Annotated in this window: 25 protein-coding genes and 1 tRNA gene; 18 read left to right on the top strand and 8 right to left on the bottom strand. The window is 56.2% G+C overall.

Features of this window, described 5'->3' with window-relative positions; genetic code table 11:
• The first annotated feature begins 21 nt into the window (after window positions 1-21).
• From JH25_RS10085 to JH25_RS10095, 3 genes are all read left to right on the top strand, one after another.
• Complete coding sequence (locus JH25_RS10085) at window positions 22-1,293, top strand: YeaH/YhbH family protein (protein ID WP_032879178.1); 1,272 nt, start codon at window positions 22-24, stop codon at window positions 1,291-1,293.
• A complete protein-coding gene (locus JH25_RS10090; protein ID WP_005792056.1) occupies window positions 1,290-2,855 on the top strand; it encodes a SpoVR family protein in 1,566 nt (521 codons plus the stop codon). Before JH25_RS10085 ends, JH25_RS10090 begins: the two co-directional genes overlap by 4 nt.
• Window positions 2,856-2,918: 63 nt before the next feature.
• Window positions 2,919-4,151, top strand: a complete 1,233-nt coding sequence (locus JH25_RS10095) for a multifunctional CCA addition/repair protein (RefSeq protein ID WP_032879176.1) — start codon at window positions 2,919-2,921, stop codon at window positions 4,149-4,151.
• A 114-nt stretch (window positions 4,152-4,265) separates the two neighbouring features.
• Here the strand turns inward: JH25_RS10095 and folK are convergent, their stop codons facing one another.
• Both folK and folB read right to left on the bottom strand, forming a co-directional pair.
• Window positions 4,266-4,784: a 2-amino-4-hydroxy-6-hydroxymethyldihydropteridine diphosphokinase gene (gene folK / locus JH25_RS10100; protein ID WP_032879174.1), complete on the bottom strand. Its 519-nt coding sequence runs from the start codon at window positions 4,782-4,784 to the stop codon at window positions 4,266-4,268.
• Window positions 4,775-5,128, bottom strand: a complete 354-nt coding sequence (gene folB / locus JH25_RS10105; protein ID WP_032879173.1) for a dihydroneopterin aldolase — start codon at window positions 5,126-5,128, stop codon at window positions 4,775-4,777. The genes folK and folB overlap by 10 nt, the downstream gene beginning before the upstream one ends.
• Window positions 5,129-5,202: 74 nt before the next feature.
• Between folB and plsY the strand changes: the two genes are divergently transcribed.
• Window positions 5,203-5,772, top strand: a complete 570-nt coding sequence (gene plsY, locus JH25_RS10110; RefSeq protein WP_005792062.1) for a glycerol-3-phosphate 1-O-acyltransferase PlsY — start codon at window positions 5,203-5,205, stop codon at window positions 5,770-5,772.
• A 31-nt stretch (window positions 5,773-5,803) separates the two neighbouring features.
• Here the strand turns inward: plsY and tsaD are convergent, their stop codons facing one another.
• The gene (tsaD, locus tag JH25_RS10115) at window positions 5,804-6,829 is read right to left on the bottom strand and encodes a tRNA (adenosine(37)-N6)-threonylcarbamoyltransferase complex transferase subunit TsaD (protein ID WP_005792063.1); all 1,026 of its coding nucleotides are present in this window, start codon (window positions 6,827-6,829) and stop codon (window positions 5,804-5,806) included.
• A 203-nt stretch (window positions 6,830-7,032) separates the two neighbouring features.
• Between tsaD and rpsU the strand changes: the two genes are divergently transcribed.
• The 5 genes from rpsU to JH25_RS10135 all read left to right on the top strand — a co-directional run bounded on the left by rpsU (window position 7,033) and on the right by JH25_RS10135 (window position 15,537).
• A complete protein-coding gene (rpsU, locus tag JH25_RS28185) occupies window positions 7,033-7,248 on the top strand; it encodes a 30S ribosomal protein S21 (protein ID WP_002551877.1) in 216 nt (71 codons plus the stop codon).
• A gap of 443 nt (window positions 7,249-7,691) precedes the next feature.
• Window positions 7,692-9,662 carry a DNA primase gene (gene dnaG / locus JH25_RS10120; RefSeq protein WP_005792066.1) on the top strand — a complete coding sequence of 657 codons (1,971 nt, stop codon included), beginning with the start codon at window positions 7,692-7,694 and terminating at the stop codon, window positions 9,660-9,662.
• Window positions 9,663-9,729: 67 nt separating this feature from the next.
• Window positions 9,730-11,580: an RNA polymerase sigma factor RpoD gene (gene rpoD, locus JH25_RS10125; RefSeq protein ID WP_005792068.1), complete on the top strand. Its 1,851-nt coding sequence runs from the start codon at window positions 9,730-9,732 to the stop codon at window positions 11,578-11,580.
• Between the two features lie 121 nt (window positions 11,581-11,701).
• On the top strand, window positions 11,702-15,445 hold the full coding sequence (locus JH25_RS10130; protein WP_032879171.1) for a bifunctional diguanylate cyclase/phosphodiesterase: 3,744 nt from the start codon (window positions 11,702-11,704) through the stop codon (window positions 15,443-15,445).
• Window positions 15,446-15,460: 15 nt separating this feature from the next.
• Window positions 15,461-15,537 (top strand) — tRNA-Ile (locus tag JH25_RS10135).
• 114 nt (window positions 15,538-15,651) lie between these two features.
• Here the strand turns inward: JH25_RS10135 and JH25_RS10140 are convergent.
• The 4 genes from JH25_RS10140 to JH25_RS10150 are packed head-to-tail and all read right to left on the bottom strand — an operon-like array spanning window position 15,652 to window position 18,206.
• Window positions 15,652-16,656 carry an SH3 domain-containing protein gene (locus tag JH25_RS10140; RefSeq protein ID WP_032879170.1) on the bottom strand — a complete coding sequence of 335 codons (1,005 nt, stop codon included), beginning with the start codon at window positions 16,654-16,656 and terminating at the stop codon, window positions 15,652-15,654.
• Window positions 16,653-17,717, bottom strand: a complete 1,065-nt coding sequence (locus JH25_RS10145) for a phage integrase (RefSeq protein WP_032879168.1) — start codon at window positions 17,715-17,717, stop codon at window positions 16,653-16,655. The genes JH25_RS10140 and JH25_RS10145 overlap by 4 nt, the downstream gene beginning before the upstream one ends.
• Window positions 17,718-17,721: 4 nt before the next feature.
• Entirely contained in the window at window positions 17,722-17,961 is a 240-nt protein-coding gene (locus JH25_RS0127250; protein ID WP_032879167.1) for a helix-turn-helix domain-containing protein, read from the bottom strand.
• Window positions 17,958-18,206: a helix-turn-helix domain-containing protein gene (locus tag JH25_RS10150; protein ID WP_032879165.1), complete on the bottom strand. Its 249-nt coding sequence runs from the start codon at window positions 18,204-18,206 to the stop codon at window positions 17,958-17,960. The genes JH25_RS0127250 and JH25_RS10150 overlap by 4 nt, the downstream gene beginning before the upstream one ends.
• 85 nt (window positions 18,207-18,291) lie before the next feature.
• On the opposite strand from JH25_RS10150, the gene JH25_RS10155 reads away from it, so the two are divergent.
• The 9 genes from JH25_RS10155 to JH25_RS28705 all read left to right on the top strand — a co-directional run bounded on the left by JH25_RS10155 (window position 18,292) and on the right by JH25_RS28705 (window position 23,856).
• Window positions 18,292-18,519 (top strand): hypothetical protein, encoded by a 228-nt coding sequence (locus JH25_RS10155; protein WP_032879164.1) that lies wholly within the window; start codon window positions 18,292-18,294, stop codon window positions 18,517-18,519.
• Window positions 18,520-18,529: 10 nt separating this feature from the next.
• Window positions 18,530-21,205, top strand: coding sequence for a toprim domain-containing protein (locus tag JH25_RS10160; protein WP_032879162.1), 2,676 nt, complete (start codon window positions 18,530-18,532; stop codon window positions 21,203-21,205).
• Window positions 21,205-21,633, top strand: a complete 429-nt coding sequence (locus tag JH25_RS10165) for a hypothetical protein (RefSeq protein ID WP_032879160.1) — start codon at window positions 21,205-21,207, stop codon at window positions 21,631-21,633. The genes JH25_RS10160 and JH25_RS10165 overlap by 1 nt, the downstream gene beginning before the upstream one ends.
• A 43-nt stretch (window positions 21,634-21,676) precedes the next feature.
• Window positions 21,677-21,970, top strand: coding sequence for a hypothetical protein (locus tag JH25_RS10170; protein WP_032879159.1), 294 nt, complete (start codon window positions 21,677-21,679; stop codon window positions 21,968-21,970).
• Window positions 21,971-21,982: 12 nt separating this feature from the next.
• Window positions 21,983-22,234 (top strand): hypothetical protein, encoded by a 252-nt coding sequence (locus JH25_RS10175; protein ID WP_032879158.1) that lies wholly within the window; start codon window positions 21,983-21,985, stop codon window positions 22,232-22,234.
• Between the two features lie 61 nt (window positions 22,235-22,295).
• The gene (locus JH25_RS10180; protein ID WP_032879156.1) at window positions 22,296-22,571 is read left to right on the top strand and encodes a hypothetical protein; all 276 of its coding nucleotides are present in this window, start codon (window positions 22,296-22,298) and stop codon (window positions 22,569-22,571) included.
• Window positions 22,564-22,800, top strand: a complete 237-nt coding sequence (locus JH25_RS29265; protein ID WP_032879155.1) for an Arc family DNA-binding protein — start codon at window positions 22,564-22,566, stop codon at window positions 22,798-22,800. Before JH25_RS10180 ends, JH25_RS29265 begins: the two co-directional genes overlap by 8 nt.
• On the top strand, window positions 22,788-23,015 hold the full coding sequence (locus JH25_RS10190; RefSeq protein WP_032879154.1) for a hypothetical protein: 228 nt from the start codon (window positions 22,788-22,790) through the stop codon (window positions 23,013-23,015). The genes JH25_RS29265 and JH25_RS10190 overlap by 13 nt, the downstream gene beginning before the upstream one ends.
• A 628-nt stretch (window positions 23,016-23,643) precedes the next feature.
• Window positions 23,644-23,856, top strand: coding sequence for a hypothetical protein (locus JH25_RS28705; protein ID WP_032879152.1), 213 nt, complete (start codon window positions 23,644-23,646; stop codon window positions 23,854-23,856).
• Here JH25_RS28705 and JH25_RS28180 read toward each other — a convergent pair.
• Window positions 23,832-24,089, bottom strand: coding sequence for an ogr/Delta-like zinc finger family protein (locus JH25_RS28180; protein WP_019817370.1), 258 nt, complete (start codon window positions 24,087-24,089; stop codon window positions 23,832-23,834). The genes JH25_RS28705 and JH25_RS28180 overlap by 25 nt on opposite strands.
• Window positions 24,090-24,159: the final 70 nt, after the last annotated feature.

Below are 24,159 nucleotides of genomic sequence, written 5' to 3'. Positions count from 1 at the left end.
AAGCTGCCCGGAGGGCTCCCCATGAGCTATGTGATCGACCGACGCCTTAATGGCAAGAACAAGAGCACGGTAAACCGCCAGCGTTTCCTGCGGCGTTACCGTGACCACATCAAAAAGGCCGTAGAAGAAGCCGTCAGCCGCCGCTCCATTACCGACATGGAGCATGGCGAGCAAATCAGCATTCCCGGCCGGGACATCGACGAGCCCGTGCTTCACCACGGGCGCGGCGGCAAACAGACCGTCGTGCACCCCGGCAACAAGGAATTCACCACCGGCGAACACATCCAGCGCCCACAAGGCGGCGGTGGCGGCAAAGGTCCGGGCAAGGCCGGTAATTCCGGCGAAGGCATGGACGAATTCGTGTTCCAGATCACCCAGGAGGAATTTCTCGAATTCATGTTCGAAGACCTGGAGCTACCCAACCTGGTCAAGCGCAACCTGACCGGCACCGACACGTTCAAGACTGTACGCGCCGGGATCAGCAACGAAGGCAACCCCTCGCGCATCAACATCATCCGCACCTTGCGTTCAGCCCATGCACGACGCATCGCCCTCTCGGGCAGCAGCCGCGCAAAACTGAAGGCGGCCAAGGAAGAGCTGGCGCGTTTGAAGCGTGAAGAACCAGACAACTTCGGCGATATCCAGGAAATCGAGGCAGAAATCGAGAAACTCAGCGCACGCATTCACCGCGTGCCGTTCCTCGACACCTTTGATTTGAAATACAACCTGCTGGTCAAGCAACCCAACCCCAGCTCCAAGGCCGTAATGTTCTGCCTGATGGATGTCTCCGGCTCCATGACCCAGGCCACCAAGGACATCGCCAAGCGTTTCTTCATCCTGCTGTACCTGTTCCTGAAACGGAACTACGACAAGATTGACGTAGTTTTCATTCGCCATCACACCAGCGCACGGGAAGTGGATGAAGAAGAGTTTTTTTATTCGCGGGAAACCGGCGGCACCATCGTATCCAGCGCCTTGAAGCTGATGCAGGAAATCATGGCCGAGCGCTACCCTGCCAACGAATGGAACATCTACGCTGCACAAGCTTCGGATGGCGACAATTGGAACGACGATTCGCCGATCTGCCGCGACATTCTGATCAACCAGATCATGCCGTTCGTGCAGTACTACACCTATGTTGAAATCACCCCCCGTGAGCATCAGGCCCTGTGGTTCGAATACGAGCGCATCGGCGAAGCCTTTGCCGACACGTTCGCCCAACAGCAACTGGTCTCGGCCGGCGATATCTATCCGGTCTTCCGTGAACTCTTCCAGCGCAGGTTAGTGACATGACCGCCAAAAAAGAGAACAAGCGCCAACCCCTATCCACTGGCTCCGAGTGGACCTTTGAACTGATCCAGGCCTATGACCGGGAAATTAGCCGTATTGCGGCAGGTTATGCCCTGGACACTTACCCCAACCAGATTGAAGTGATCACCGCTGAGCAAATGATGGATGCCTATGCCTCAGTGGGCATGCCGCTGGGTTATCACCACTGGTCCTATGGCAAACACTTCCTCAGCACCGAGAAGTCCTATACGCGAGGCCAGATGGGCCTGGCCTACGAGATCGTGATCAACTCCGACCCGTGCATCGCCTATCTGATGGAAGAAAACACCATCTGCATGCAGGCGCTGGTGGTGGCTCATGCCTGCTATGGACATAACAGTTTCTTCAAAGGCAACTACCTGTTTCGAACCTGGACCGACGCCAGCTCAATCATCGATTACCTGGTGTTCGCCAAGCAGTACATCATGCAGTGCGAAGAACGACACGGCATTGATGCGGTGGAAGACCTGTTGGACTCCTGCCATGCACTGATGAATTACGGGGTCGACCGCTACAAGCGTCCCTATCCGATTTCAGCCGAGGAAGAGCGCCTGCGCCAGAAGGAACGCGAGGAGCACCTGCAGAAACAGATCAACGACCTGTGGCGCACCATTCCCAAGCGCGCCGGCAAAAACAACGACAAGGACAATGCACGCTTCCCCGCCGAACCCCAGGAAAACATCCTGTATTTTCTGGAAAAACACGCCCCGCTGCTGGAGCCTTGGCAACGTGAGATTGTGCGTATCGTGCGCAAGATCGCCCAGTATTTTTATCCGCAGCGTCAAACACAGGTGATGAACGAAGGCTGGGCAACATTCTGGCACTACACGCTGATGAACGACCTGTACGACGAGGGCCTGGTCACGGACGGCTTCATGATGGAGTTCCTCACGTCCCACACCAGCGTAGTCTTCCAACCCGGCTTCGACAGCCCGTATTACAACGGCATCAACCCCTATGCCCTGGGCTTTGCCATGTACCGCGATATCCGTCGCATGTGCGAACACCCCACCGAGGAGGATCGTCGCTGGTTCCCGGAGATCGCTGGCAGCGACTGGTTGTCGACCATCAAGTTCGCCATGAGCAGCTTCAAGGACGAGAGTTTCATCCTGCAGTACCTGTCACCTCAGGTGATTCGTGACCTCAAGCTGTTCAGCATTCTGGATGACGACCTGAAAGACGACCTTGTGGTCCCGGCCATCCATGATGAACCCGGCTACCGCATCATTCGCGAAACCCTGGCCGCCCAATACAACCTGGGCAACCGCGAGCCTAACGTGCAGATCTACAGCATCGATGTGCGCGGCGACCGTTCGCTCACCCTGCGTCATCAGCAACACGACCGTAAGCCGTTGGGCGATTCCACCGAGGAAGTGCTCAAGCACCTGCACCGACTGTGGGGGTTTGACATCCACCTGGAGACCCTGCAAGGCGATCAGGTGATGAAAACCCATCATGTGCCCCCGCGCAGCGATCATAACGACAACGACTACGGCCGCTTGGACATGGCCGTCGTTCATCTCTGAAACAGCAAAGCCTCCATTGCTCAGGCACAGGCGTTATCCTGTGCCGCTAATGGAGGCTTTTTCATGAAAATCTACAAAGTCGGCGGTGCGGTGCGTGATCGCCTGCTGGGCATCAAGGTCACCGATATCGACCGTGTCGTCGTAGGTGCAACGACCGAAGAGATGCTCGCCAAAGGCTATAAGCCCGTAGGGGCCGATTTCCCGGTATTTCTCGACCCGAAAAACGGCGATGAGTACGCCCTCGCCCGCACCGAACGCAAGAGTGGCCGAGGCTACGGTGGCTTTGTGTTTCACGCGAGCCCCGATGTCACGCTGGAGGAAGACCTGATTCGTCGCGACCTGACCATCAATGCCATGGCAGAAGACGATGACGGCACCCTGACCGACCCTTATCACGGCCAACGCGATCTTGAAGCGCGCATTTTGCGTCATGTTTCCCCCGCGTTCGCCGAAGATCCTCTGCGAGTAATGCGCGTCGCCCGCTTTGCCGCACGTTATGCACACCTGGGTTTCAAGGTCGCACCCGAGACGCTGGAATTGATGCGCCAGCTCAGTGAGTCCGGCGAACTGGAGGCCCTTACCCCCGAGCGCAGCTGGAAAGAAATCTCCCGCGCACTGATGGAGGATCAGCCACAGGTTTTCATCCAGGTGCTACGCGACTGCGATGCGCTGAAAACCCTGATGCCGGAGGTAGATGCCCTGTTCGGCGTACCGCAACCCGAAGCCCATCACCCGGAAATAGATACTGGCGTACACACCTTGAGCGTGCTGGAACAAGCTGCATTGTACAAACAGCCGCTGACCGTACGCTGGGCCTGCCTGCTGCACGATTTGGGCAAGGGCCTGACGCCTGTGGATAAGTTGCCGCAGCATATTGCCCATGAGCACCGTGGCTTGAAGCTGATCAAGGCGGTGAACGAACGCTTCAAGGTACCGAGGGATTGCCAGGAACTGGCCTTGCTGGTGGGGCAATATCATACCCATGGGCATCGAGCGCTGGAGCTGAAAGCCTCGACTTTGCTGGAGTTGCTGCAAAGCTTTGACGTGTACCGCCGGCCGCAACGCTTCGAAGAATTTGTGATGGCCTGCGAAATGGATGCCCGGGGCCGCAAGGGTCTTGAGCAGCGCAGTTATCCACAGGCGGATTATTTGCGCGGCGCGGCGAAGGCTGCACGCGAAGTACCGGTCGCACCACTGCTGGAAAAAGGTTTCAAAGGCCCCGAGCTGGGAGAAGCGCTCAAGCGCGAACGGCTGAACGCGCTGAAAGCCTACAAGGAACAGCCTTCACCGAAATAACGGCCTTTGTGGCGAAGGAGCTTGCTCCCGCTGGAGTGCGAAGCGCTCCCAAAATAGTGGGGCTGCTGCGCAGCCCAACGGGAGCAAGCTCCCTCGCCACGGCAAGCTCGGCTTCTACAGGAGGGTGTCCGGTGTAAGTTGCTGGCCTTGCCACTCAAAGCCGACAGGCGCCAGCACCTGATCGATCTGCGCATCGCGCCACAGCTCGGCCATTGTCTTGCCAGCCTCAGGGTGAACACGGTCCGGCGCCATCATCGACAGCGGCCACAATACAAAGGCATTTTTCAGAATTTCGGCTCGCGGCAGGATCAATCCATCAAAATCCCCCACCAAGTCGCCATACAACAGCACATCGATATCCAGCGGTAACCCTTTGCGGTCAGGTGCATACCGGCCATTATCGGCCTCGATGAGTTTGAGTCGACGGTCCAGCTCCATCAACGGCAGGTCGGTATAGGCCGACACCACCAGGTTGAAAAACGGCCCGCTCTTGATACCCACCGGCTGGCTCTCGAACACCGCCGAGCAGCGCATCTGCGTCAGGAACCCTGCCAGCGCATCCAGGCCGGCACATAGACGGCTCTCGCGCTCGATGTTGCTGCCAAGCCCGAGGTAAACCTGAGTCAACGACATCCGCGCTCGATCTCCACGCCCACGCCCTTGGCAGCGGGCACCGCGCCTGGCTTGGTCAACTTGAGGTGCAACCAGGGAATCTGGAATTCGCTCATCAGCACTTCGGCTAGGCGCTCGGCAAAGGTTTCCACCAACTGATACTGGGAATGCTCGGCAAAGGCCTGGATACGCGCGGATACACTGGCGTAGTCCAGCGCCAGGGTCAGGTCATCACCCGCGGCGGCCGGGCGATTATCCCAAGCAAAGCTCAGGTCCAGGCGCAGGCATTGACGGATGCCGCGCTCCCAGTCGTAGGCCCCGATCACGGTGTCCACTTCCAGGCCTTCGATAAACACTCTGTCCAAGCACTCTTCTCCGCAGCACGACAAGGGCGCGATGCCCCGTTAGAATCAGGGCGTCCTCGCCCGGAATAGTTAGCATGTTTTGGTCACTGGCGATTTTCGCCTACCTGCTCGGCTCGCTGTCCTTCGCCATTTTGCTCAGCCGCCTGACGGGAAATCCCGACCCGCGAATGAGTGGCTCAGGCAATGCCGGCGCCACCAATATGTTGCGCCTGGCCGGCAAGAAACTTGCCGTCCTGACCCTGCTGGGCGACGTTTGCAAGGGCCTTCTGCCCGTGCTGATCGCCAGTCTCGCCGGCCTTACTTTGCAACAGCAGGCCTGGGTGGGCATATGCGCCGTCCTCGGTCACCTGTTCCCATTGTACTTCCGCTTTCGCGGTGGCAAGGGTGTCGCCACCGCGGCCGGGATGCTGCTGGGCATCTACCCACCGGCAGCATTGCTGGCCATGCTCGCCTGGCTGCTGACGTTCTACCTGACCCGTACCAGCTCGTTGGCCGCGCTGATTGCCACGCCGCTTACCCTGCCGCTGTTGGCCTGGCAGGCACCGCAGGCGTTACTGCCAATGAGCGTGCTGACACTGCTGATCGTCTGGCGCCACCGCGGCAATCTACGCGACCTGTTTGCCGGGCGCGAACGGCATTTTTAAATACGCCGGGCGAAACCGGTTCACGTAAGCCCTACAGCGGCGGCAACTGCTCCATCGGCCAGCGCGCCTGCACGCTGATCGCCAGGCTTTCATGCTGCCCGGCCTGCAAGCGCTGGCAGCCGGCGTAGGCAATCATCGCGCCGTTGTCAGTGCAGAATTCCGGGCGGGCGTAGAACACATGGCCTTGCATGTCGCCGAGCATTTTTTCAAGCGAACTGCGCAACGCCTTATTGGCGCTGACGCCGCCTGCGATCACCAGCCGCTTCATACCTGCCTGCTTGAGGGCGCGCTTGCACTTGATGGTCAAAGTCTCTACCACGGCCTGCTGGAACGCCAGTGCGATGTCGCAACGGGCTTGCTGACCGTCGTCCCCGGCGCTGACGCTCTGCTGCCAGGTATTCAGCGCGGACGTTTTCAAACCGCTGAAACTGAACATCAGCCCCGGCCGATCACACATCGGACGCGGGAAAACGTAGCGCCCGGCGACGCCTTTCTCGGCCAGACGCGCGATTTCCGGACCACCAGGATAGTTAAGCCCCATCATCTTCGCGGTTTTGTCGAACGCTTCACCGGCGGCATCATCCAGGGACTCGCCCAACAGCGTGTATTGGCCGATTCCATCGACCTGAACCAACTGCGTATGACCACCCGACACCAACAAAGCGACGAACGGGAACTCTGGAGGTGTTTTTTCCAACATCGGCGCCAGCAAATGGCCTTCCATGTGGTGCACGCCAAGGGCGGGAATACCCCAGGCAAAGGCCAGCGCCTGGGCGCAAGAAGCCCCAACCAGAAGGGCTCCGACCAATCCGGGGCCTGCCGTGTAGGCGATGGCGTCGATCTCGGTCGGCACACAGCCGGCCTCATCCAGCACCTGGCGAATCAACGGCAACATGCGTTTGACATGATCACGGCTGGCCAGCTCCGGAACCACGCCGCCATAGGCGCGGTGCAGGTCGATCTGACTGAACAGTGCATCGGCCAAAAGCCCGCGTTCACTGTCGTATAGTGCGACTCCGGTTTCGTCGCAGGAGGTTTCAAGTCCCAGTACTAGCATGGGTTTGCGCCTTGTAGAGGCTGAATTCGAAGGCGCGCATAATAGTCGCCACTCCCCCTCCCGACTAGCGGTTTTCGATCAGAGGCTTTGCATTCCGGCCAATGAGGGGTTAACATCCGCAACCCTTAAAAACCGACGACCTCAGCCGCGAATTTTTTGCGACGAGAACGTTGATTCCCGGTAATGAAAGAAGGTAGCTCTGGATGCCAGCCGTCAAAGTAAAAGAGAACGAACCCTTCGACGTAGCTCTGCGTCGTTTCAAGCGCTCCTGCGAAAAAGCCGGTGTTCTGGCTGAAGTTCGTAGCCGCGAATTTTATGAGAAGCCAACTTCTGAGCGTAAGCGTAAAGCAGCAGCCGCTGTTAAGCGTCACGCCAAGAAAGTTCAGCGCGAACAGCGCCGCGCCGTTCGTCTGTACTAATACACAGACGTTCGTAGCAAGCTTCTGCCAAGCCCGGCCCTCAGCCGGGCTGTTGGCATTTGCGGATATCGCTTGATGCTTCACCGTCGACGCCGCACATGCGACCGAGACACTGCTTCACACGTCAGGGCTGGCTCTTTTGCCAGCGGTGCACGTCTCTTCTGACGAGCCTAACAAGGCTACTGACGAGCACACCTATTCTTCAAGCAGGCGATCAACTGTATCGGCTGTGCCCATCGATGCGTTTCCGAGGCCCACCATTGGCCAAGACCGGACGCCCGGGCAACATTTCCATGCCGAACACTGATCAGAAACTACCCTCAGTGAATATTCGGCAGATACACTTCCTGAAGACCCATGCAGACGATGATGATCAAGCACTCCATACGTGCGCTTGAACACTTCACGGGCCCTCATTTACACGCAGTGATGACGAGAACGCCATGGCCGGGCTGATTCCCCAGAGCTTTATTGACGACCTTCTGAACCGCACCGACATCGTCGATGTTGTCAGCTCACGCGTACAGCTGAAAAAAGCCGGCAAAAACTACACCGCCTGCTGCCCGTTCCATAAAGAAAAAACGCCGTCATTCAGTGTCAGCCCCGACAAGCAGTTCTATTATTGCTTCGGTTGCGGCGCTGGCGGCAACGCCCTCGGCTTCCTGATGGACCACGACAACCTGGACTTTCCCCAGGCCGTCGAGGATCTGGCAAAAGCCGCGGGCATGGAAATCCCCCGGGAAGAAAGTGGCCGCCCGCACAAACCCCGGCAACCTACCGATTCGCCGCTGTATCCGCTGCTGACCGCGGCCGCCGACTTCTATCGCCAGGCGCTTAAAAGCCATCCGCAGCGCAAGGCCGCCGTTGACTACCTCAAGGGCCGCGGCCTCACCGGTGAAATCGCCCGCGACTTCGGCCTCGGCTTCGCCCCGCCCGGCTGGGACAACCTGTACAAACACCTGAGCAGCGATACCCTGCAGCAAAAGGCCATGATCGATGCCGGCCTGCTGATAGAAAACGCCGAGACCGGCAAGCGTTATGACCGTTTCCGCGACCGCGTGATGTTTCCGATCCGCGACAGCCGTGGCCGCATCATCGCCTTCGGTGGCCGCGTACTCGGGGACGACAAGCCCAAGTACCTGAACTCCCCGGAAACCCCGGTGTTCCACAAGGGCCAGGAACTCTACGGCCTGTTCGAAGCGCGCAAGAACAACCGCAACCTCGACGAAATCATCGTGGTTGAAGGCTATATGGACGTGATCGCCCTGGCCCAGCAAGGTCTGCGCAACGCCGTGGCAACCCTGGGCACCGCCACCAGCGAAGAGCATTTGAAGCGCCTGTTCCGCGTTGTGCCCAGCGTGCTGTTCTGCTTTGACGGCGACCAGGCCGGCCGTAACGCCGCCTGGCGTGCGCTTGAGGCCACACTGTCAAGCCTGCAGGACGGGCGCCGCGCACGCTTCCTGTTCCTGCCCGAAGGCGAAGACCCGGATACCCTGGTCCGTTCGGAGGGTACCGACGCGTTCCGTGCGCGCATCAATCAACATGCGCAGCCGCTGGCGGATTATTTTTTCCAGCAATTGACCGAAGAAGCCGACCCGCGCTCGCTCGAAGGCAAGGCTCATATGGCCACCCTCGCTGCGCCATTGATCGACAAGGTGCCAGGCGCCAATTTGCGCACGCTGATGCGCCAGCGCCTGCTGGAAATTACCGGTTTGAGTGGCGAAGCCGTGAGCCAGCTGGTGCATAGCGCACCGCAAGATGCGCCGCCAGCCTACGATCCAGGCATGGATTACGACGCCATGCCGGACTATGCCGACTTTCACCAGCCTCAGGAGGCCTTTGCCCCCCAACAGGAGTGGACGCCGAAAAAGCCCGGGGCCGGCGGCAAGAAATGGGATAAGAAACCCTGGAGCAAAAACGGCAAGCGCGGTGATCGCGATGAAGCCTACGCTCCACGCACCCCCGTAGCAGTGGAAGCCCCGACGCTTATTGCGCTGCGTACGCTGATTCATCACCCACAACTGGCCGGCAAGGTTGAAAGCGCCGACCACTTTGCCAACGAAAGCAACACCTACGCCCAGGTGCTGATTGCCCTGATCGAGGCGGTGCAGAAAAATCCCAAGCTAAACTCAATCCAGCTGATGGCTCGCTGGCACGGCACGGAACAAGGCCGTTTATTGAAAGCATTGGCGGAAAAGGAGTGGCTAATTGACGGCGACAACCTTGAACAACAGTTTTTAGACACCATTAATAGGTTATCTGCGGGTCAACACACTCAGACCCTCGATGAGCTCATTAAGAGAGCAAGGCAGCCGGGATTGTCGGCTGAAGAGCAGATTCAGATAGCAAAACAGATGCGCGACCTCTTAAAACAGAATGTTTACGCATCAAACCCGACCTCAGCTGGCGTGTGAGGTCATAGCTCGGGTATAATCCTCGGCTTGTTTTTTGCCCGCCAAGACCTTCAGTGGATAGGGTGTTATGTCCGGAAAAGCGCAACAGCAGTCTCGTATCAAAGAGTTGATCACACTTGGTCGTGAGCAGGGTTACCTGACTTACGCGGAGGTCAACGACCACCTGCCTGAGGATATTTCAGATCCAGAGCAGGTGGAAGACATCATCCGCATGATTAACGACATGGGGATCAACGTATTCGAAGTCGCGCCAGATAAGGATTCCCTTATGCTGGCCGACGCTGATACCGACGAGGCCGCCGCTGAGGAAGCTGCTGCCGCGCTGGCTGCAGTAGAGACCGATATCGGCCGCACGACGGACCCGGTGCGCATGTATATGCGTGAAATGGGTACTGTCGAGCTGCTGACACGCGAAGGCGAAATCGAAATCGCCAAGCGTATCGAAGAGGGCATCCGTGAAGTGATGGGCGCAATTGCGCACTTCCCAGGCACGGTTGACCACATTCTCTCCGAGTACACCCGCGTCACCACCGAAGGTGGCCGCCTGTCCGACGTCCTGAGCGGTTACATCGACCCGGACGACGGCATTGCGCCGCCTGCCGCCGAAGTACCGCCGCCTGTCGACGCCAAAGCCGCGAAAGCGGATGACGACGCCGAAGACGACGACGCCGAAGCCAGCAGCGACGACGAAGATGAAGTCGAAAGCGGCCCGGACCCAATCGTCGCGGCCCAGCGTTTCGGTGCGGTTTCCGATCAAATGGAAATCACCCGCAAGGCCCTGAAGAAGCATGGTCGCTCCAACAAGCAGGCAATTGCCGAGCTGGTGGCGCTGGCTGAGCTGTTCATGCCGATCAAGCTGGTGCCCAAGCAATTCGAAGGTTTGGTCGAGCGCGTTCGTAGCGCCCTTGAGCGTCTGCGTGCACAAGAGCGTGCAATCATGCAGCTGTGCGTGCGTGATGCCCGTATGCCGCGTACCGACTTCCTGCGCCAGTTCCCGGGCAACGAAGTTGACGAAAGCTGGACCGACGCACTGGCCAAGGGCAAGGCGAAATACGCCGAAGCCATCGGCCGCCTGCAGCCCGATATCATCCGCTGCCAGCAGAAGCTGACTGCGCTTGAGACCGAAACCGGTCTGACGATTGCTGAAATCAAGGACATCAACCGTCGCATGTCGATCGGTGAGGCCAAGGCCCGCCGTGCGAAAAAAGAGATGGTTGAAGCGAACTTGCGTCTGGTGATCTCGATCGCCAAGAAGTACACCAACCGTGGCCTGCAGTTCCTGGACCTGATCCAGGAAGGCAACATCGGCTTGATGAAAGCGGTAGACAAGTTCGAATACCGTCGCGGCTACAAGTTCTCGACTTATGCAACCTGGTGGATTCGTCAGGCGATCACTCGCTCGATCGCCGACCAGGCCCGCACCATCCGTATTCCGGTGCACATGATCGAGACCATCAACAAGCTCAACCGTATTTCCCGGCAGATGTTGCAGGAAATGGGTCGCGAACCGACCCCGGAAGAGCTGGGCGAACGCATGGAAATGCCTGAGGATAAAATCCGCAAGGTATTGAAGATCGCTAAAGAGCCGATCTCCATGGAAACGCCGATTGGTGATGACGAAGACTCCCATCTGGGTGACTTCATCGAAGACTCGACCATGCAGTCGCCAATCGATGTCGCCACCGTTGAGAGCCTGAAAGAAGCGACTCGTGACGTACTGTCCGGCCTCACCGCCCGTGAAGCCAAGGTACTGCGCATGCGTTTCGGCATCGACATGAATACCGACCACACCCTTGAGGAAGTCGGTAAGCAATTTGACGTGACCCGCGAGCGGATCCGTCAGATCGAAGCCAAGGCACTGCGCAAGTTGCGCCACCCGACGCGAAGCGAGCATCTGCGCTCCTTCCTCGACGAGTGATACCAGAACCCCCGGCCCAGGCCGGGGGTTTTGTTTTGCACAGATAAAATTCCCCGCAACACCCCTCCCCTGAAATGCCCGTCTACACTCGAACTATTCCCCGTGCCATAACGAGACCGTTATGCCCAGATTGCCGACCGTGTTGCTACTGTCGCTGCTGACCTGGACCGCAACGGCTGGCGCGTTGACTCTCACGGAGGATGAGCGTAGCTGGTTGGCGGACCATCAGGAGCTTCGCCTTGGGGTGGACGCGTCCTGGCCCCCCTTTGAATACCGTGATGAGAATGGTCGTTACCAGGGCCTGGCTGCCGACTATGTGCGCCTGATCCAGGACCGACTGGGTGTCAGGATCAAGCTGATCGAACCGGCAAACTGGACCGCTGTACTTGAACAAGCCCGGAGCAACCAGCTCGACTTACTACCCGGCATCATGTCCACTCCGGAGCGCCAAAGCTACCTGGCCTTTACACGCCCCTACCTCGACTTTCCCATCGTCATCCTTGCCCATGAAGGCGGCGCGAAACCACGCAACCTAAAGGGTTTGTACGGGCTGAAAATTGCCGTGGTGGAAAACTATGCGCCCCATGAATTGCTGCGCACTCACCACCCGGACCTGAATCTGGTGGCGATGCCCAACGTCAGTTCTACGCTGCAAGCCCTGGCCACCGATGAAGTGGATGCCGTCGTCGGCGACTTGGCGTCCAGCGTCTGGAGCCTGCGCCAACTCAAGCTCGATGGCTTGTACGTCAGTGGCGAAACGCCCTATCGCTACCAATTGGCAATGGGCGTCCCGCAGGAACAGAAAATGCTGGTGGGCATCCTGGACAAAGTCCTCGCCGACCTTAGCTCAGCCGAAACCGATGCGATCCAGCAACATTGGGTCGGCAGCTTCACCGATCACCGCACCTTCTGGGTCGACCTGCTGACGTACGGCCTGCCCGCCGTATTGTTGCTCAGTACCGTGCTGGCGGTGGTCATTCGGATCAATCGCCGGCTCAGTTCGGAAATCTCCCGCAGGGTCGCCCTCGAACAAGAACTGCGCAGCAGCGAATACCACTATCGCGGCCTGGTAGAGAGCTTGTCCGCCATCGCCTGGGAAGCGAGCATCAGCGATTTCACCTACAGCTACGTATCGCCCCATGCCGAAGACTTGCTCGGCTATCCGCGCGCCCACTGGCTGATTCCGGGCTTCTGGCGCAACATCATTCACCCGGCCGACCTCACGCGCACCGAAGCGTATTGCTACCGGGAAACCCGTGCCAATCGTGATCACAGCGTCGATTACCGGGTCATCACGGCGGACGGCCGTTGCTTGTGGGTGCGCGATATTGTCAGCCTGATTGAACACGGACATGAGCCAGTGCTGCGCGGCCTGATGATCGATATCAGCGAAGCCAAGCGCACGGAGGAAGCCCTGCAACTGTCCGAGCAGAAGTTTGCGTCGGTGTTCCAGCAATGCCCCGACATTCTGGTGATCGCCAGGCTATCCGATGGCTGCCTGCTGGAGGTCAACAAGGCATTCGAGGACCAGATTGGCCTGACCGCCGACGAGGTTGTGGGCAAAGCCGCCTCAGATCTGAATATATGGCGCATTCAGGGCGTCGGGCCGGATTTGCTGCAGCGGGTACAGACCACCAGTATCCGCAACCTGGAAATGTCCTTTCTGCGCAGCAACGGCCAAGCGTTTACGGGGCTGATCTCAGCTGAGCCTTTCCAACTCGACACCACCGAAGCTCTGGTGGTGGTGGTGCGCGATATCACCCAGCTCAAGGAAACCCAACAGCAGCTGCAAACCTCCGAAGAGAAATTCGCCAAGGCGTTCCATGCGTCCCCCGACGGCTTGCTGCTGAGTCGCCAAAGGGATGGCCTATTGATTGAGGTGAACGAAGGTTTCAGCCATCTGACCGGCTTCACCAGCGCCTCTTCGCTCGACCAATCAACCCTGGACCTGGGTATCTGGGTCGATCTCAACGAACGCAAGCACATGCTGGAGTTGATGCAGCGCGACGGCTTCGTGCGTGATTTCATCTGCCATATCCGTCGCGCCGACGGCCAGCTTCGCCTCTGCGAAGTCTCCAGTCGCCCGCTGCCCATCGGTGACGAAGACTGCATGCTGACCATCGCTCGGGACATCACCGAACGCCAGCAGATGCAGGAAAAACTGCAACAGGCCGCCACGGTATTCGAGAGCACCGCTGAAGGCGTTTTGATCACCGACACACGACAGAACATCAGTGCCGTCAATCGCGCCTTCAGTGAGATCACCGGCTACAGCGAAATCGAAGCACTCGGCCATACCCCGCGCCTGCTCGCCTCGGGCCTGCATGACAGCGCATTCTATGCGGCGATGTGGCACCAATTGACGGCCCATGGACACTGGCAGGGAGAGATTTCCAACCGCCGCAAGAACGGCGAGGTGTACCCAAGCTGGCTGACCATCAGCGCCGTGCGTAACCGCGACCAATTGATCACGCACTTCGTTGCCGTGTTTGCCGACATCTCCAGCCTCAAGCTGGCCCAGGCACGCCTGGACTATCAGGCCCACCACGACCCGCTGACCGGTCTGCCCAACCGCACCCTGTTTGAAAATCGACTGCAGGCCGCCCTTAACGGCCAGCAGGAAAGCGGCAGGCAAGGCGCGGTGTTGTTTCTTGACCTGGACCGTTTCAAACACATCAACGACAGCCTCGGCCACCCGGTCGGCGACCTGCTGCTCAAAGACATCGCCGTACGCCTCAAGCAGCAACTGCGCGACGTCGACACCGTTGCCCGCCTGGGCGGGGATGAATTCATCATCTTGCTGCCCGGCTTGCAGCAGGCCGGCGATGCCCAGTATCTGGCGAACAAACTGCTCGACTGCTTTACACCCCCATTCCAGGCCGGTGACCATGAGTTTTTTATCAGCGCCAGTATTGGCACCAGCCTTTACCCACAGGATGGCACCGACGTCGCCACTCTGGTCAAGAACGCCGATGCTGCGATGTATCGCTCCAAGGCCAAGGGCCGCAACCGTGTCGAAAGCTATACCCGCGACTTGACGGCCCAAGCCAATGAACGCGTAGCGCTGGAGCACGAGCTGCGCCGTGCCATCGAACGTGAAGAACTGAGCCTCTATTACCAACCCAAGCGCAGCCTGTTGACCCAGGAGCTGATCGGCGCCGAAGCCCTGATCCGCTGGCATCACCCGACCTTGGGCGACGTCCCGCCCGAACACTTCATCGCCCTGGCCGAAGAGAACGGCACGATCCTGCAGATTGGCGACTGGGTGCTGGAACAAGCCTGTCGGCAGTTGCACGCCTGGCAAGAGGCTTTCGACGATTTCGGGCCACTGTCGGTCAACCTCGCAGGCGCGCAGCTGCGTCACCCCAACCTGTTGTCACGCATCGAACAACTGCTGCGCGATTACCGCCTTGAACCTGGCTGCCTGCAATTGGAGATCACCGAGAACTTCATCATGAGCCAGGCCGAAGAAGCCCTGGGGGTTCTGCATCAACTCAAACGCTTGGGCGTCCAGCTGGCGATCGATGATTTTGGCACTGGCTACTCGTCCCTCAGCTACCTCAAGCGCCTGCCCCTGGACTTCCTCAAGATCGACCAATCCTTCGTTCGAGGCCTGCCCGACGATCCCCACGACGTCGCCATCGTGCGCGCCATCATCGCGCTGGGCCACAGCATGCAATTCACCATCATTGCCGAAGGCGTGGAGACCCCCGCACAGCAAACATTCCTCGCCGCCGAAGGCTGTGAACAGATGCAAGGCTACATCGTCAGCCTGCCCCTGCCGCCGGAGCTTTTTGCCGCGAGCTTCCTTCGTACGAAGCTGGAGGATTTTTCGGATGGCACAGTGAACAAACCATCGTTATAATCCGCGACCTACTGAGGGCCTATAGCTCAGTTGGTTAGAGCAGGGGACTCATAATCCCTTGGTCGTAGGTTCGAGTCCTACTGGGCCCACCATCTTCGAAGCCACGTATTGCGTGGCTTTCGTCGTTTTTCACATCTAAAAATCTGAAACGTCCACGTTGCAAAAAAGACGTTACGTCCACAAAACGTCCACAGCTGTGGAACTGCTTACTCAATTCTCTTTGTGTAACCGCGTAGGACCCAACCCTCATAGACCTCACCATCCACCACAACGGAAACAAGAATCCAGGATTTATGCGAAGAATCCAACACCTGTAGCAACGCCCCCACTCTCATTTTCAAAACCTCATCAGACCTTTTACTTGGCCCGTCTCTAAGGTACACACCGTCGCCCGTTAGGATCCGGAAGCCCGCGATTAAGCTTTTATCTACCCCTTGTGGCATGTGGCGTGCTATCGCTCGCGCTTCAGCAGGAGTCTTTACCTCAGCAAAAAAGCCGGAGAGATTTTTCTGTAATTCAAACCCTTTATTGATCGCGCCAATTGGATCTGAAAAAAAAGAACAAATGACGAAAAAAATATAATATCTGAGTGCTTCTAGAGACAACCCCTTTAGGCTCTTATGGCCCATCAAAGCACTTACAACTTCATCCTGAAGCTTAGCACCGCTTGACGAAACATCTACCGCAGGTAATCCCTCAACAACGCCGGCAACAGAAACTGCATCTTCGAAACCTTCAATTAACTGCTCAGATGTAAACTGCCCAGAGCGAAGAAGGCTAATGAGTTCTGAGTTAGCGGGAGAGTTTGCGAACTTTGCCAACCCTCTATAACTTACCGCATTGAACGCACTAGAAAATTCAACCACAGATTTCCAACCTCGAAAGAGGTCAGAGTTCGGGTCTAGCATTGAGCGGTTAAGTTGCTTATTGATATCAGCTATTGAGGATATCAGCCGACCAATTGTTGAGTTAGTCGCAACAATGTTCATGGGTTTAGCTACGGCTTGAAATTTTTTGACAGCTTCTCCGATAGCCAAAATCTCCTGGCTACGAGCGAATGAAGAAGAAAACTCGTTAAGACTTTTAGCTATCTGTCCTATCTTATAGATTTCATGGGGAATCGTTATGCTTTGAATGGCCCTACCAACTTTAAAAATTTCATCTGTGGAGTTTCCAAGCTTCCCCACGACGTTTTTTCTTTCATCACTCATTCACTTAACTCCACAGACTTTCTCCTAGAACAATGACCGGCTACAGGATTTAAGAAAACAACCTCAGCCATATGGCCGGGGCTAAAATGGGCATATTTTTGAGTCATAGCCAAAGTCGCGTGCCCTAAAACTCTTTGCAGAGTTAATATATCCCCGCCTTTCATCATATAGTGGCTCGCAAATGTGTGACGCAAAACATGAGTCAGCTGCCCTTCAGGAAGCTCAATCCCCAACGCCAAAATTGAACGGCGAAAAGTGTTATAGCCTGACGAGAACGGTAGTGACATCACTAGCCGCGCCTCTAAATCTTTGGATATAGGTACAGACCGGTTTTTGCTGGACTTAGTTTTGCTGTAATGAACTAAACCATTACGCACCTGATGAGCCAGCAAAGCCTCAGCCTCTCCCCATCTCGCACCAGTCGCTAAGCAAACCTCAGCAATCAACGCAGCATCAGACTCACGTGTTTCCAAATCGTCAAGCAGAGCAATAATCTGGTCAGGCAAAAGGTAAACCATTTCGGTCTCGTCAAACTTTAGCTTGCGAACCTTGGCCAGCGGGTTATCACCCTCCCACTCACCCAACCGCGTCAGCTCATTGAACACAGCCTGCAAATAGGCTAATTCATGATTCAGCATATTGGCGCTGATGGGCTTAGGTGCGCATCCTTCTTTGACGAACCCATTCCCCGGCGTACTTCGGGAGTGCTTCCCTTCGGCCCGTTCTGCCCTGTATTGGGCAAAATCTGCGGCACTGAACTTAGAAACCTTTGGGTTACCCATCCTCTCGACCATGCTATTCAGCAGAGAAAGCCTCTGAGTCCCCGTCTTGAGGTTTTGCCCATGAATCACATACCAGCGCTCAACTAAATCTTTGAGAGTGCGCGGATCGTGCTTGGGAGCCTTTTCAAAGGTTCCGCTGGATCCCTCTCCCATAACCCGATTGTGATACTTCTGAGCTTCGTTCTTGGTCTTGAATACTTTGCGCAGCCGAACGCCGTAGCGGCCATCTGGTCGGCAATCCACCTCATAGCGACCTTCGCCAAGCTTCTTGATCGCCACGGCATCACACAGGGCTGATCTGCCCTGCCTCCGGAATAGTTTGGTCGGTCATCAACCACAATGTGTATTTGGTGAACTGGGGATGCTGTGTGACTTTCAACAACTCCGAAGAAGCCGCTGTTTTCCTTCGCCCGTACTCATAGCCCTTCCAGGTCTCAAGCCTGATACCCGTGGCCTCACACATTTCAGTCTGCGTTAGCTGCTCACGCATCCGAATAAGCTTGAGCTTTTCGCCGATGCTCATTGACCGATCACCGGACTGATCTGGCCGCAAGCGGGAGCCGTCTGATCGGTCACCAGCCAAAGCGCGTATTTCATAAACCGGGGATGTGTCGTGATTTTCAACAATTCACCAGAACTCACCTCCTTGCGAGCGCCGTACTCGTAGCCTTTCCATGTTCCCAGTTTGATCCCTGTCACCTCGCTAATTTCTGACTGAGTCAGCCGCTCGGTTAACCGAATTTCCTTGAGCTTTTGCCCGAGTTCCATGCACACCCCTTGACCTTACTCATTTGAGTACTTAATATCCTCATATGTGTACTTTTACTGCACATATGACTAAGGAGCTTATCAAATGCAGATCACCATAGACACGCCTTACACCACGGTTAGAGAGCTAGCCCGCCGCTCAGGCCAGTCAGAGCGGGCTATCCGAAACGACATCGAGCGCGGCCGGATTCTCGTGCGTGCCAAGGCGGAAGGGTCCAAGGAGGCATTGCTTATAAACATGGTTGCCCTAGCCATTGAAGCAGCAGACCAGGCCGAGCGTGTGGGCACCAACTCGACCACCTCAAAGCGCTGAGGCTCGGCATATGCAGTTCGAAGACATCTACCGACTGGAAGTGGTCAGTGCCCTGGAGCATGACCACGACCTGGACTTCAAAGATATTGGTAACAAGTACCTGCAGAAGGGCATATGCCCAGGCTGTGGGGAGCGCACCCTGTACATCGCTCGTAAGAAGCCGTATCAGCTCAAATGCAACCGCTTGAATCAGTGCCAGTACGTGGAAAAAACCCGCGAGCGCTACAGCTATTTGTTCGAAAACCTCAGTGAGCGCTTCCCCCGCACAGAGTTAAATCCAAACGCTACTGCCGACGCCTACCTGCAGCGCAACCGCGGTTTCGACATCAGCAAAATGAAAGGTTGGTACGAACAGGCTCGACGGCAAATGCTCAATGGGCAGTGGGCGGATACCGTTCGCTTTCCTCTGTGCAACGGCTACTGGGAACGAATCATCGACGCCACGATGGTTAAAGCCAACGGCGGCGACAAGGCTGGCATCAAGAAGGGCATGAGCTATCGATCGGGCGGCTGGATGCCACCAGGTATGGCTATCGAGACGGGCGATAACGTCTACATCGTTGAAGGGATCTTCCACGCCATAGCGTTGCACCTGGCGGGTTACAAAGTGATCGCCTCAATCTCGGCGAACAACTTCCCATGGGACTTGATTGAGGCCAACAAGGGCAAGAAAGTGCGCTGGATCATCGCCCTGGATGATGACAAGGCTGGGCATCTGGTGATTCCCAAATATCGTCGGCAGTTACATGCGATGGATGAACTCGCCTGGGTCGCTCTCACTGGCTCAGACCGTGATTGGGATGACGTGTATCGCGACGGTCAGTTGGACGATGCATTCATGCAGGAGGCCAGTTACCAGGGCCGGTTATTCGTCGCACCCAACCCGGCCAAAAAAGCCTTCTTGCTTCACATGAAAAGGCCCTTAAATTTCTTCCTGTTGGACTTCGGCAATCGCCTTTACACGGCCAAGATCAATTCTGATGAGTTGAGCAAAGAGTCAAGCAAGGATAAGGAGCAGGATGGCGGTGCGCAGCCGAAAACCAGAGAAGAACTGTTCGACAAATACTGCGATATCAAGCAGGTGGCCAACTGCGTGCCGCACTTTGAGTACATCCAAAGGGATGCGCTCAGTGGTGATCAGCAGTTCTTTTTTCAATTCAATTTCCCGAACGCCGCTCAGAACTGCAAAGAGCCATTAGCGCCCAACTCCATCGGAGATCCCCGTAGCTTTTCCAAGTCCCTACTGGAGCGAACGCCTGGTGGCAATTTCGAGGGCGGAGAAAAGGTACTGGCCATGCTGCGTAGCAAATGGCTTGAAAATGCTTTGACTGTTCGGGCTCTGCCTTTCGTTGGCTACGATGCAGCCAGTAAAACCTACTGCTATCAGACGTTCGGATATCACAAAGGCAGGGAGTACTTGGCCAACTCTCACGGCTATCTGGAGATTGGTAAAACCGGCCTGAAAACCTCTTTGAGTAGCCTGAAACTGACACGCGGTACCGACTTCGACCCGCATTGGTTTGCTGACTTCTTTGAAGTCAACGGCATGAATGGTTTGGCTGCGTTGGCATGGTGGACAGGCTCCCTATTTGCTCAACAGATCCGCTCAACTCAAGAGTCATGGCTGTTTTTCGAATTGACCGGGGATGCCGGCGCCGGCAAGTCGAGCATGTTACGTTTCCTGTGGAAGCTATTGGGACGTGCGAACTATGAAGGCATGAAACCCAACACCACCGGCGCTAGTGCCATTGGTCTGACACGTGCGCTATCTCAAGTCAGCAACCTACCGGTGGTGTTGATCGAATCGGACAGCACGGTGGTCGACGGGCAAGGCCGCGAAACCACAAGCCAATACAACTGGGAGAACTGGAAATCACTTTTTGACCACAACGCCACGCTTCGAACAGTAGGCATAAAGTCATCGAGCAATGACACCGACAGCCTGATTTTCCTTGCTGCCCTATGCATATCGCAGAACGCCCGGGTGGGCGGCACCGATGCCATCCTGACGCGGATTGCTCACATGCACGCCACGCGAGCGGGGCATACACCAGCTCGCAAGATCGTGGCCAACCGTTTGAACGCCATCCCTGTTGAAGAGCTAGCGGGTTATTTGCGCCGCTGTCTGGAACAGGAAAGCAACTGGCTGGCACGTTACTTTGAAGCCTTCACAGAGTACGAGAGCCGACTCCAAGCGAACTCAGTCATCCAGCATCAGCGAATCGTACTCTGCCATGCCCAACTCATGGCCGCAGCTAAGGCCACTCAGGCACTGTTCCCGGAGTGGAGCGAGCAGACCCTAGAACAGTTATACAAACACGTTGAAGCCCGCGCCATCGATCGGCAGCAGCTTGTCAGCAGTGAGAACGCGACGGCAGCGAGGTTCTGGCAGATCTATCACTACCTAAATGAAAAGGTGGTCACGATCAACGACCAGGACGGAGTCCGCGAGAACACGCTGGAGACATTGAATCACAGCTCTGATCGGACCTTGATCGCTATCAACATCGAACACTTCCACAACGCCTGCCGACTTGCTGGCCAGGAGGTCATCCACGCGACCCAATTACAACGGGCCCTGCCGCTGAGCAGCTCACACACCTTCATTGAAGTGCGCAAAGTCCGATCGTGTATCGAGAAGCGGCCGCTCAACTGCTGGATCTTCCGCAAGGGGGGTAAAGAGTGATGAACATTTGGGAGACCGACCCTCATATGCGGGAGCATTTAGGTGGAATTGTTGGAATGCGTGTGTTGCCAATGAACTGCCGGAACATCCGGAACATTATCTATATCAATAAAAATATCTATAAAAAACAGATAGATAACAGGAATCTCATCATCACGGGCAACCGGAACATACCGGAACGTCCCGGAACATTTCTACCTTTGCTGTTCCGGCAATGTTCCGGCTACCCAGTTTTCCGGAACATCGCTACAGGCCTTGTAAATCAAGCCCTCCAGCCAATCAGTGAAAAAAGCTGTTCCGGCATGTTCCGGCTCCAGAGCCATTCGACTCAACAAGGGGGGAACCCAAGCTGGCAGGGGCTTACAGCTATTCCTCTCTTTATTGTTCCGGATGTTCCGCCGAACCAATGGGCACACGCATCTTTTTAACGCGAACGCCTGACCGCTATTCCACCCCAGAGGGAGTAACACCATGCAAGTGCAAGTAATTATCGGCAATGCTGCCCCAGGTAAAAACACCAAGCTGCAGGAGATTCAAACCGAACTGAACATGCAGGGTATCGACGTTCCTATCGTCGTTGGCGCGAACTGCACCACCCCATTTTCTCTCAGCCAAATCGCCAACCAGGCCATTGCCGGTGCCAAGCATTTCCTGGCGGACGACTGCACCAATGTTCAAATCAAGGCGGTATTGGGCCTCGCGGCGCGAGAGGAAAATTCAGGGTTGCCCAATGACCTGGTTGTGCACCTGGTACGCAAAGCCTGAAAGGGGAAAACCGTGATCATTCGATACAGCGCAAACACCCTACCCGGCCAACTGCTCTTGCCGAACGGTTACGTGGACATGTGCACGCCCGAAGATTTGGCCGAATTGGCGACAGCCGCTCATTGGCAGGACCACCCAGAAGACACCCCGACCTTCGTCACCGTCGTACACCTATGGGACGTAGATGGTCATGACTTGGGGTTGTTTGAGGTTCGCTGCGAAAAGCGTCCGGTATTCACGGCAAGCCCATTACGGCAAGCCTGAAAGAGACGGTGTCGAGGAGTTCGCACCTCCCCGACACCAACCACCACAAAGGAGTAACACCATGAAAGCAGAACGCCCAAGCAGCAGTGAATACAAGGCTATCACACCACCCGAGCAAGACAGCAGCCCCTTTAAACCCCCTCGCCCGCTGCTGGCCACCGCCGTGATCGGCGCAGCACTGATCGGCTACCTGATCCACAAGAGTCCGGACGCCCGCCAGCGCCTGGAAAGTATGGCCGAAATGGCTCAAGCCCTCGGAGACCTATCAGAGAGCGACGCTGCAGTGGTCGCCAACTTACTTGCCCAACCAACCATTAAGGAGACAGCTCATGCTTGATTCCCGCGAACAAGACAAGTTTGTGATCCGCCTGCCAGACGGCTTACGCCCTCAGATCGCAGCCACCGCCCGTAGCAACCAGCGAAGCATGAACGGCGAAATTATCATCCGACTGCAACGCTCCCTTATTCAGGATCAGCTGAGAGACGAGCAGGAAAAAATCATCAGCGTACTGCTCAAGCAGATTGAAGAACTGGAGTCGAAGGAGGCAACGGCATGTTTGTCGTGATCGATGGTAGGGCGGTTGCCCTCAGTGACAATCAGCACGACCACACTCTTAAACAGTTGGATCTGCCACCGGACTTTGTACTGGTGGATGCCACGGCCCTACTTCTGCACGATACGGGGAACGGAACCGTGGAGATTCCCCTCCCTACCGGCCTGGTAGTCGCAGCATTCGAGAATCGGACGGGCCAACGGAGGTATGGCGTGATCACCATTTGAAGGCAAGCGAAGTCTCTAGAAATATTTTTTAGCCGCTAAAAATGGCTCAGACATTTCTGATTTTAGGGCGCCTCGGCGCCCTTTTTCTCATCCGGAGTTCGGCCCAAGCATCGAAACCGTAAAAACAACTAGCTGTTTGACCTGGTACTTTCCGCCCAATTACCGATGCTTTGTCAATCAGAACTACAAAATCCCCCTTCAAAATAAAGAGCAGTTGGCCTTCAAAATTACAATATTGAGTAAAAAAGCTTTCGATATGTCGAATAGTAAATGTTCGCTTAGCGAACTTATTTTCCCTAATGAGGTGCGCTCAGCGTACGTCAGTGGCACGCATTCATCTTAGAACGCATTTACGCTTTTACGTAAAACCGTCTTAAACCTAAAAGATTCATAAATGGGTCCCTTTCAGAAATACGACCTCGGTATAATAATATTGCACCATGCCATCAGCTTTGAAAACGGGCGGTGCACCCAGCACACAGGCCCTTCCCCGCTCTACCAAGACGGTATAGATTGGTCTTACAGGAAATTTTAGGACCCGAGCAGCTGCAGAAATTAATGTTTGACAAAATAAAATTGGAATCCGTAAAGTGCGCAAATTCTGACCTGCCAACAAGGAGCCATTGAAATGGACGAACGCACTGTTACGACAGCCCGAGACATCATAGAAGAGGTCGCCAAAGTTATTATCGGACTAAGCGTATCGGTGGGCGCAAGGCCCTTAGATGAAGATGAAAGCGGTGGAGTTGTAGCAACGATGGTTTGGTCAAGCGATCGTTTGTTGGAGTGCTCCAGCAAACTTGGAGCGGTTTTTCATCAACCCGGCAAAGAACTTAATTGATCAAATAATTGTCGCTGCCGACTGAGCGGAAGTTCGCGGAGCCGGTCGAAAATCAACTGATCGACCGACGCCGCCGCAGGCCGCAAAGCGTGGGAATAACTGAGTTCCATCACAAAGGAATGGCCGCAAAGCGGATTCAAGCACTGGCAGTAGAGCTTGGCGTACTCCACAGACACGTTCTCTCGCGATCCGATCCGCGCCTTACCGCCACATTCCCTACATGTAATCCGCATTGCATCCCTCCCCAAGGGTGTACGTATGCACACTATTTTGCCACAAGGTGGATTGGTTTCCTCTACTAAG

It is taken from the genome of Pseudomonas sp. BRG-100 (assembly GCF_000737955.1).
GTDB classification, from domain to species: Bacteria; Pseudomonadota; Gammaproteobacteria; order Pseudomonadales; family Pseudomonadaceae; genus Aquipseudomonas; species Aquipseudomonas synxantha_A.
Note: the sequence above shows the minus strand (reverse complement) of the source record. Positions and strands in the feature narration are given on the sequence as shown.

Coding starts and splice junctions, on each gene's coding strand:
- JH25_RS10085 (WP_032879178.1), top strand. CDS start 22: ATGAGCTATGTGATCGACCGACGCCTTAATGGCAAGAACAAGAGCACG.
- JH25_RS10090 (WP_005792056.1), top strand. CDS start 1,290: ATGACCGCCAAAAAAGAGAACAAGCGCCAACCCCTATCCACTGGCTCC.
- JH25_RS10095 (WP_032879176.1), top strand. CDS start 2,919: ATGAAAATCTACAAAGTCGGCGGTGCGGTGCGTGATCGCCTGCTGGGC.
- folK (WP_032879174.1), bottom strand. CDS start 4,784: ATGTCGTTGACTCAGGTTTACCTCGGGCTTGGCAGCAACATCGAGCGC.
- plsY (WP_005792062.1), top strand. CDS start 5,203: ATGTTTTGGTCACTGGCGATTTTCGCCTACCTGCTCGGCTCGCTGTCC.
- tsaD (WP_005792063.1), bottom strand. CDS start 6,829: ATGCTAGTACTGGGACTTGAAACCTCCTGCGACGAAACCGGAGTCGCA.
- rpsU (WP_002551877.1), top strand. CDS start 7,033: ATGCCAGCCGTCAAAGTAAAAGAGAACGAACCCTTCGACGTAGCTCTG.
- dnaG (WP_005792066.1), top strand. CDS start 7,692: ATGGCCGGGCTGATTCCCCAGAGCTTTATTGACGACCTTCTGAACCGC.
- rpoD (WP_005792068.1), top strand. CDS start 9,730: ATGTCCGGAAAAGCGCAACAGCAGTCTCGTATCAAAGAGTTGATCACA.
- JH25_RS10130 (WP_032879171.1), top strand. CDS start 11,702: ATGCCCAGATTGCCGACCGTGTTGCTACTGTCGCTGCTGACCTGGACC.
- JH25_RS10140 (WP_032879170.1), bottom strand. CDS start 16,656: ATGAGTGATGAAAGAAAAAACGTCGTGGGGAAGCTTGGAAACTCCACA.
- JH25_RS0127250 (WP_032879167.1), bottom strand. CDS start 17,961: ATGAGCATCGGCGAAAAGCTCAAGCTTATTCGGATGCGTGAGCAGCTA.
- JH25_RS10150 (WP_032879165.1), bottom strand. CDS start 18,206: ATGGAACTCGGGCAAAAGCTCAAGGAAATTCGGTTAACCGAGCGGCTG.
- JH25_RS10155 (WP_032879164.1), top strand. CDS start 18,292: ATGCAGATCACCATAGACACGCCTTACACCACGGTTAGAGAGCTAGCC.
- JH25_RS10160 (WP_032879162.1), top strand. CDS start 18,530: ATGCAGTTCGAAGACATCTACCGACTGGAAGTGGTCAGTGCCCTGGAG.
- JH25_RS10165 (WP_032879160.1), top strand. CDS start 21,205: ATGAACATTTGGGAGACCGACCCTCATATGCGGGAGCATTTAGGTGGA.
- JH25_RS10170 (WP_032879159.1), top strand. CDS start 21,677: ATGCAAGTGCAAGTAATTATCGGCAATGCTGCCCCAGGTAAAAACACC.
- JH25_RS10180 (WP_032879156.1), top strand. CDS start 22,296: ATGAAAGCAGAACGCCCAAGCAGCAGTGAATACAAGGCTATCACACCA.
- JH25_RS29265 (WP_032879155.1), top strand. CDS start 22,564: ATGCTTGATTCCCGCGAACAAGACAAGTTTGTGATCCGCCTGCCAGAC.
- JH25_RS10190 (WP_032879154.1), top strand. CDS start 22,788: ATGTTTGTCGTGATCGATGGTAGGGCGGTTGCCCTCAGTGACAATCAG.
- JH25_RS28705 (WP_032879152.1), top strand. CDS start 23,644: ATGGACGAACGCACTGTTACGACAGCCCGAGACATCATAGAAGAGGTC.
- JH25_RS28180 (WP_019817370.1), bottom strand. CDS start 24,089: ATGCGGATTACATGTAGGGAATGTGGCGGTAAGGCGCGGATCGGATCG.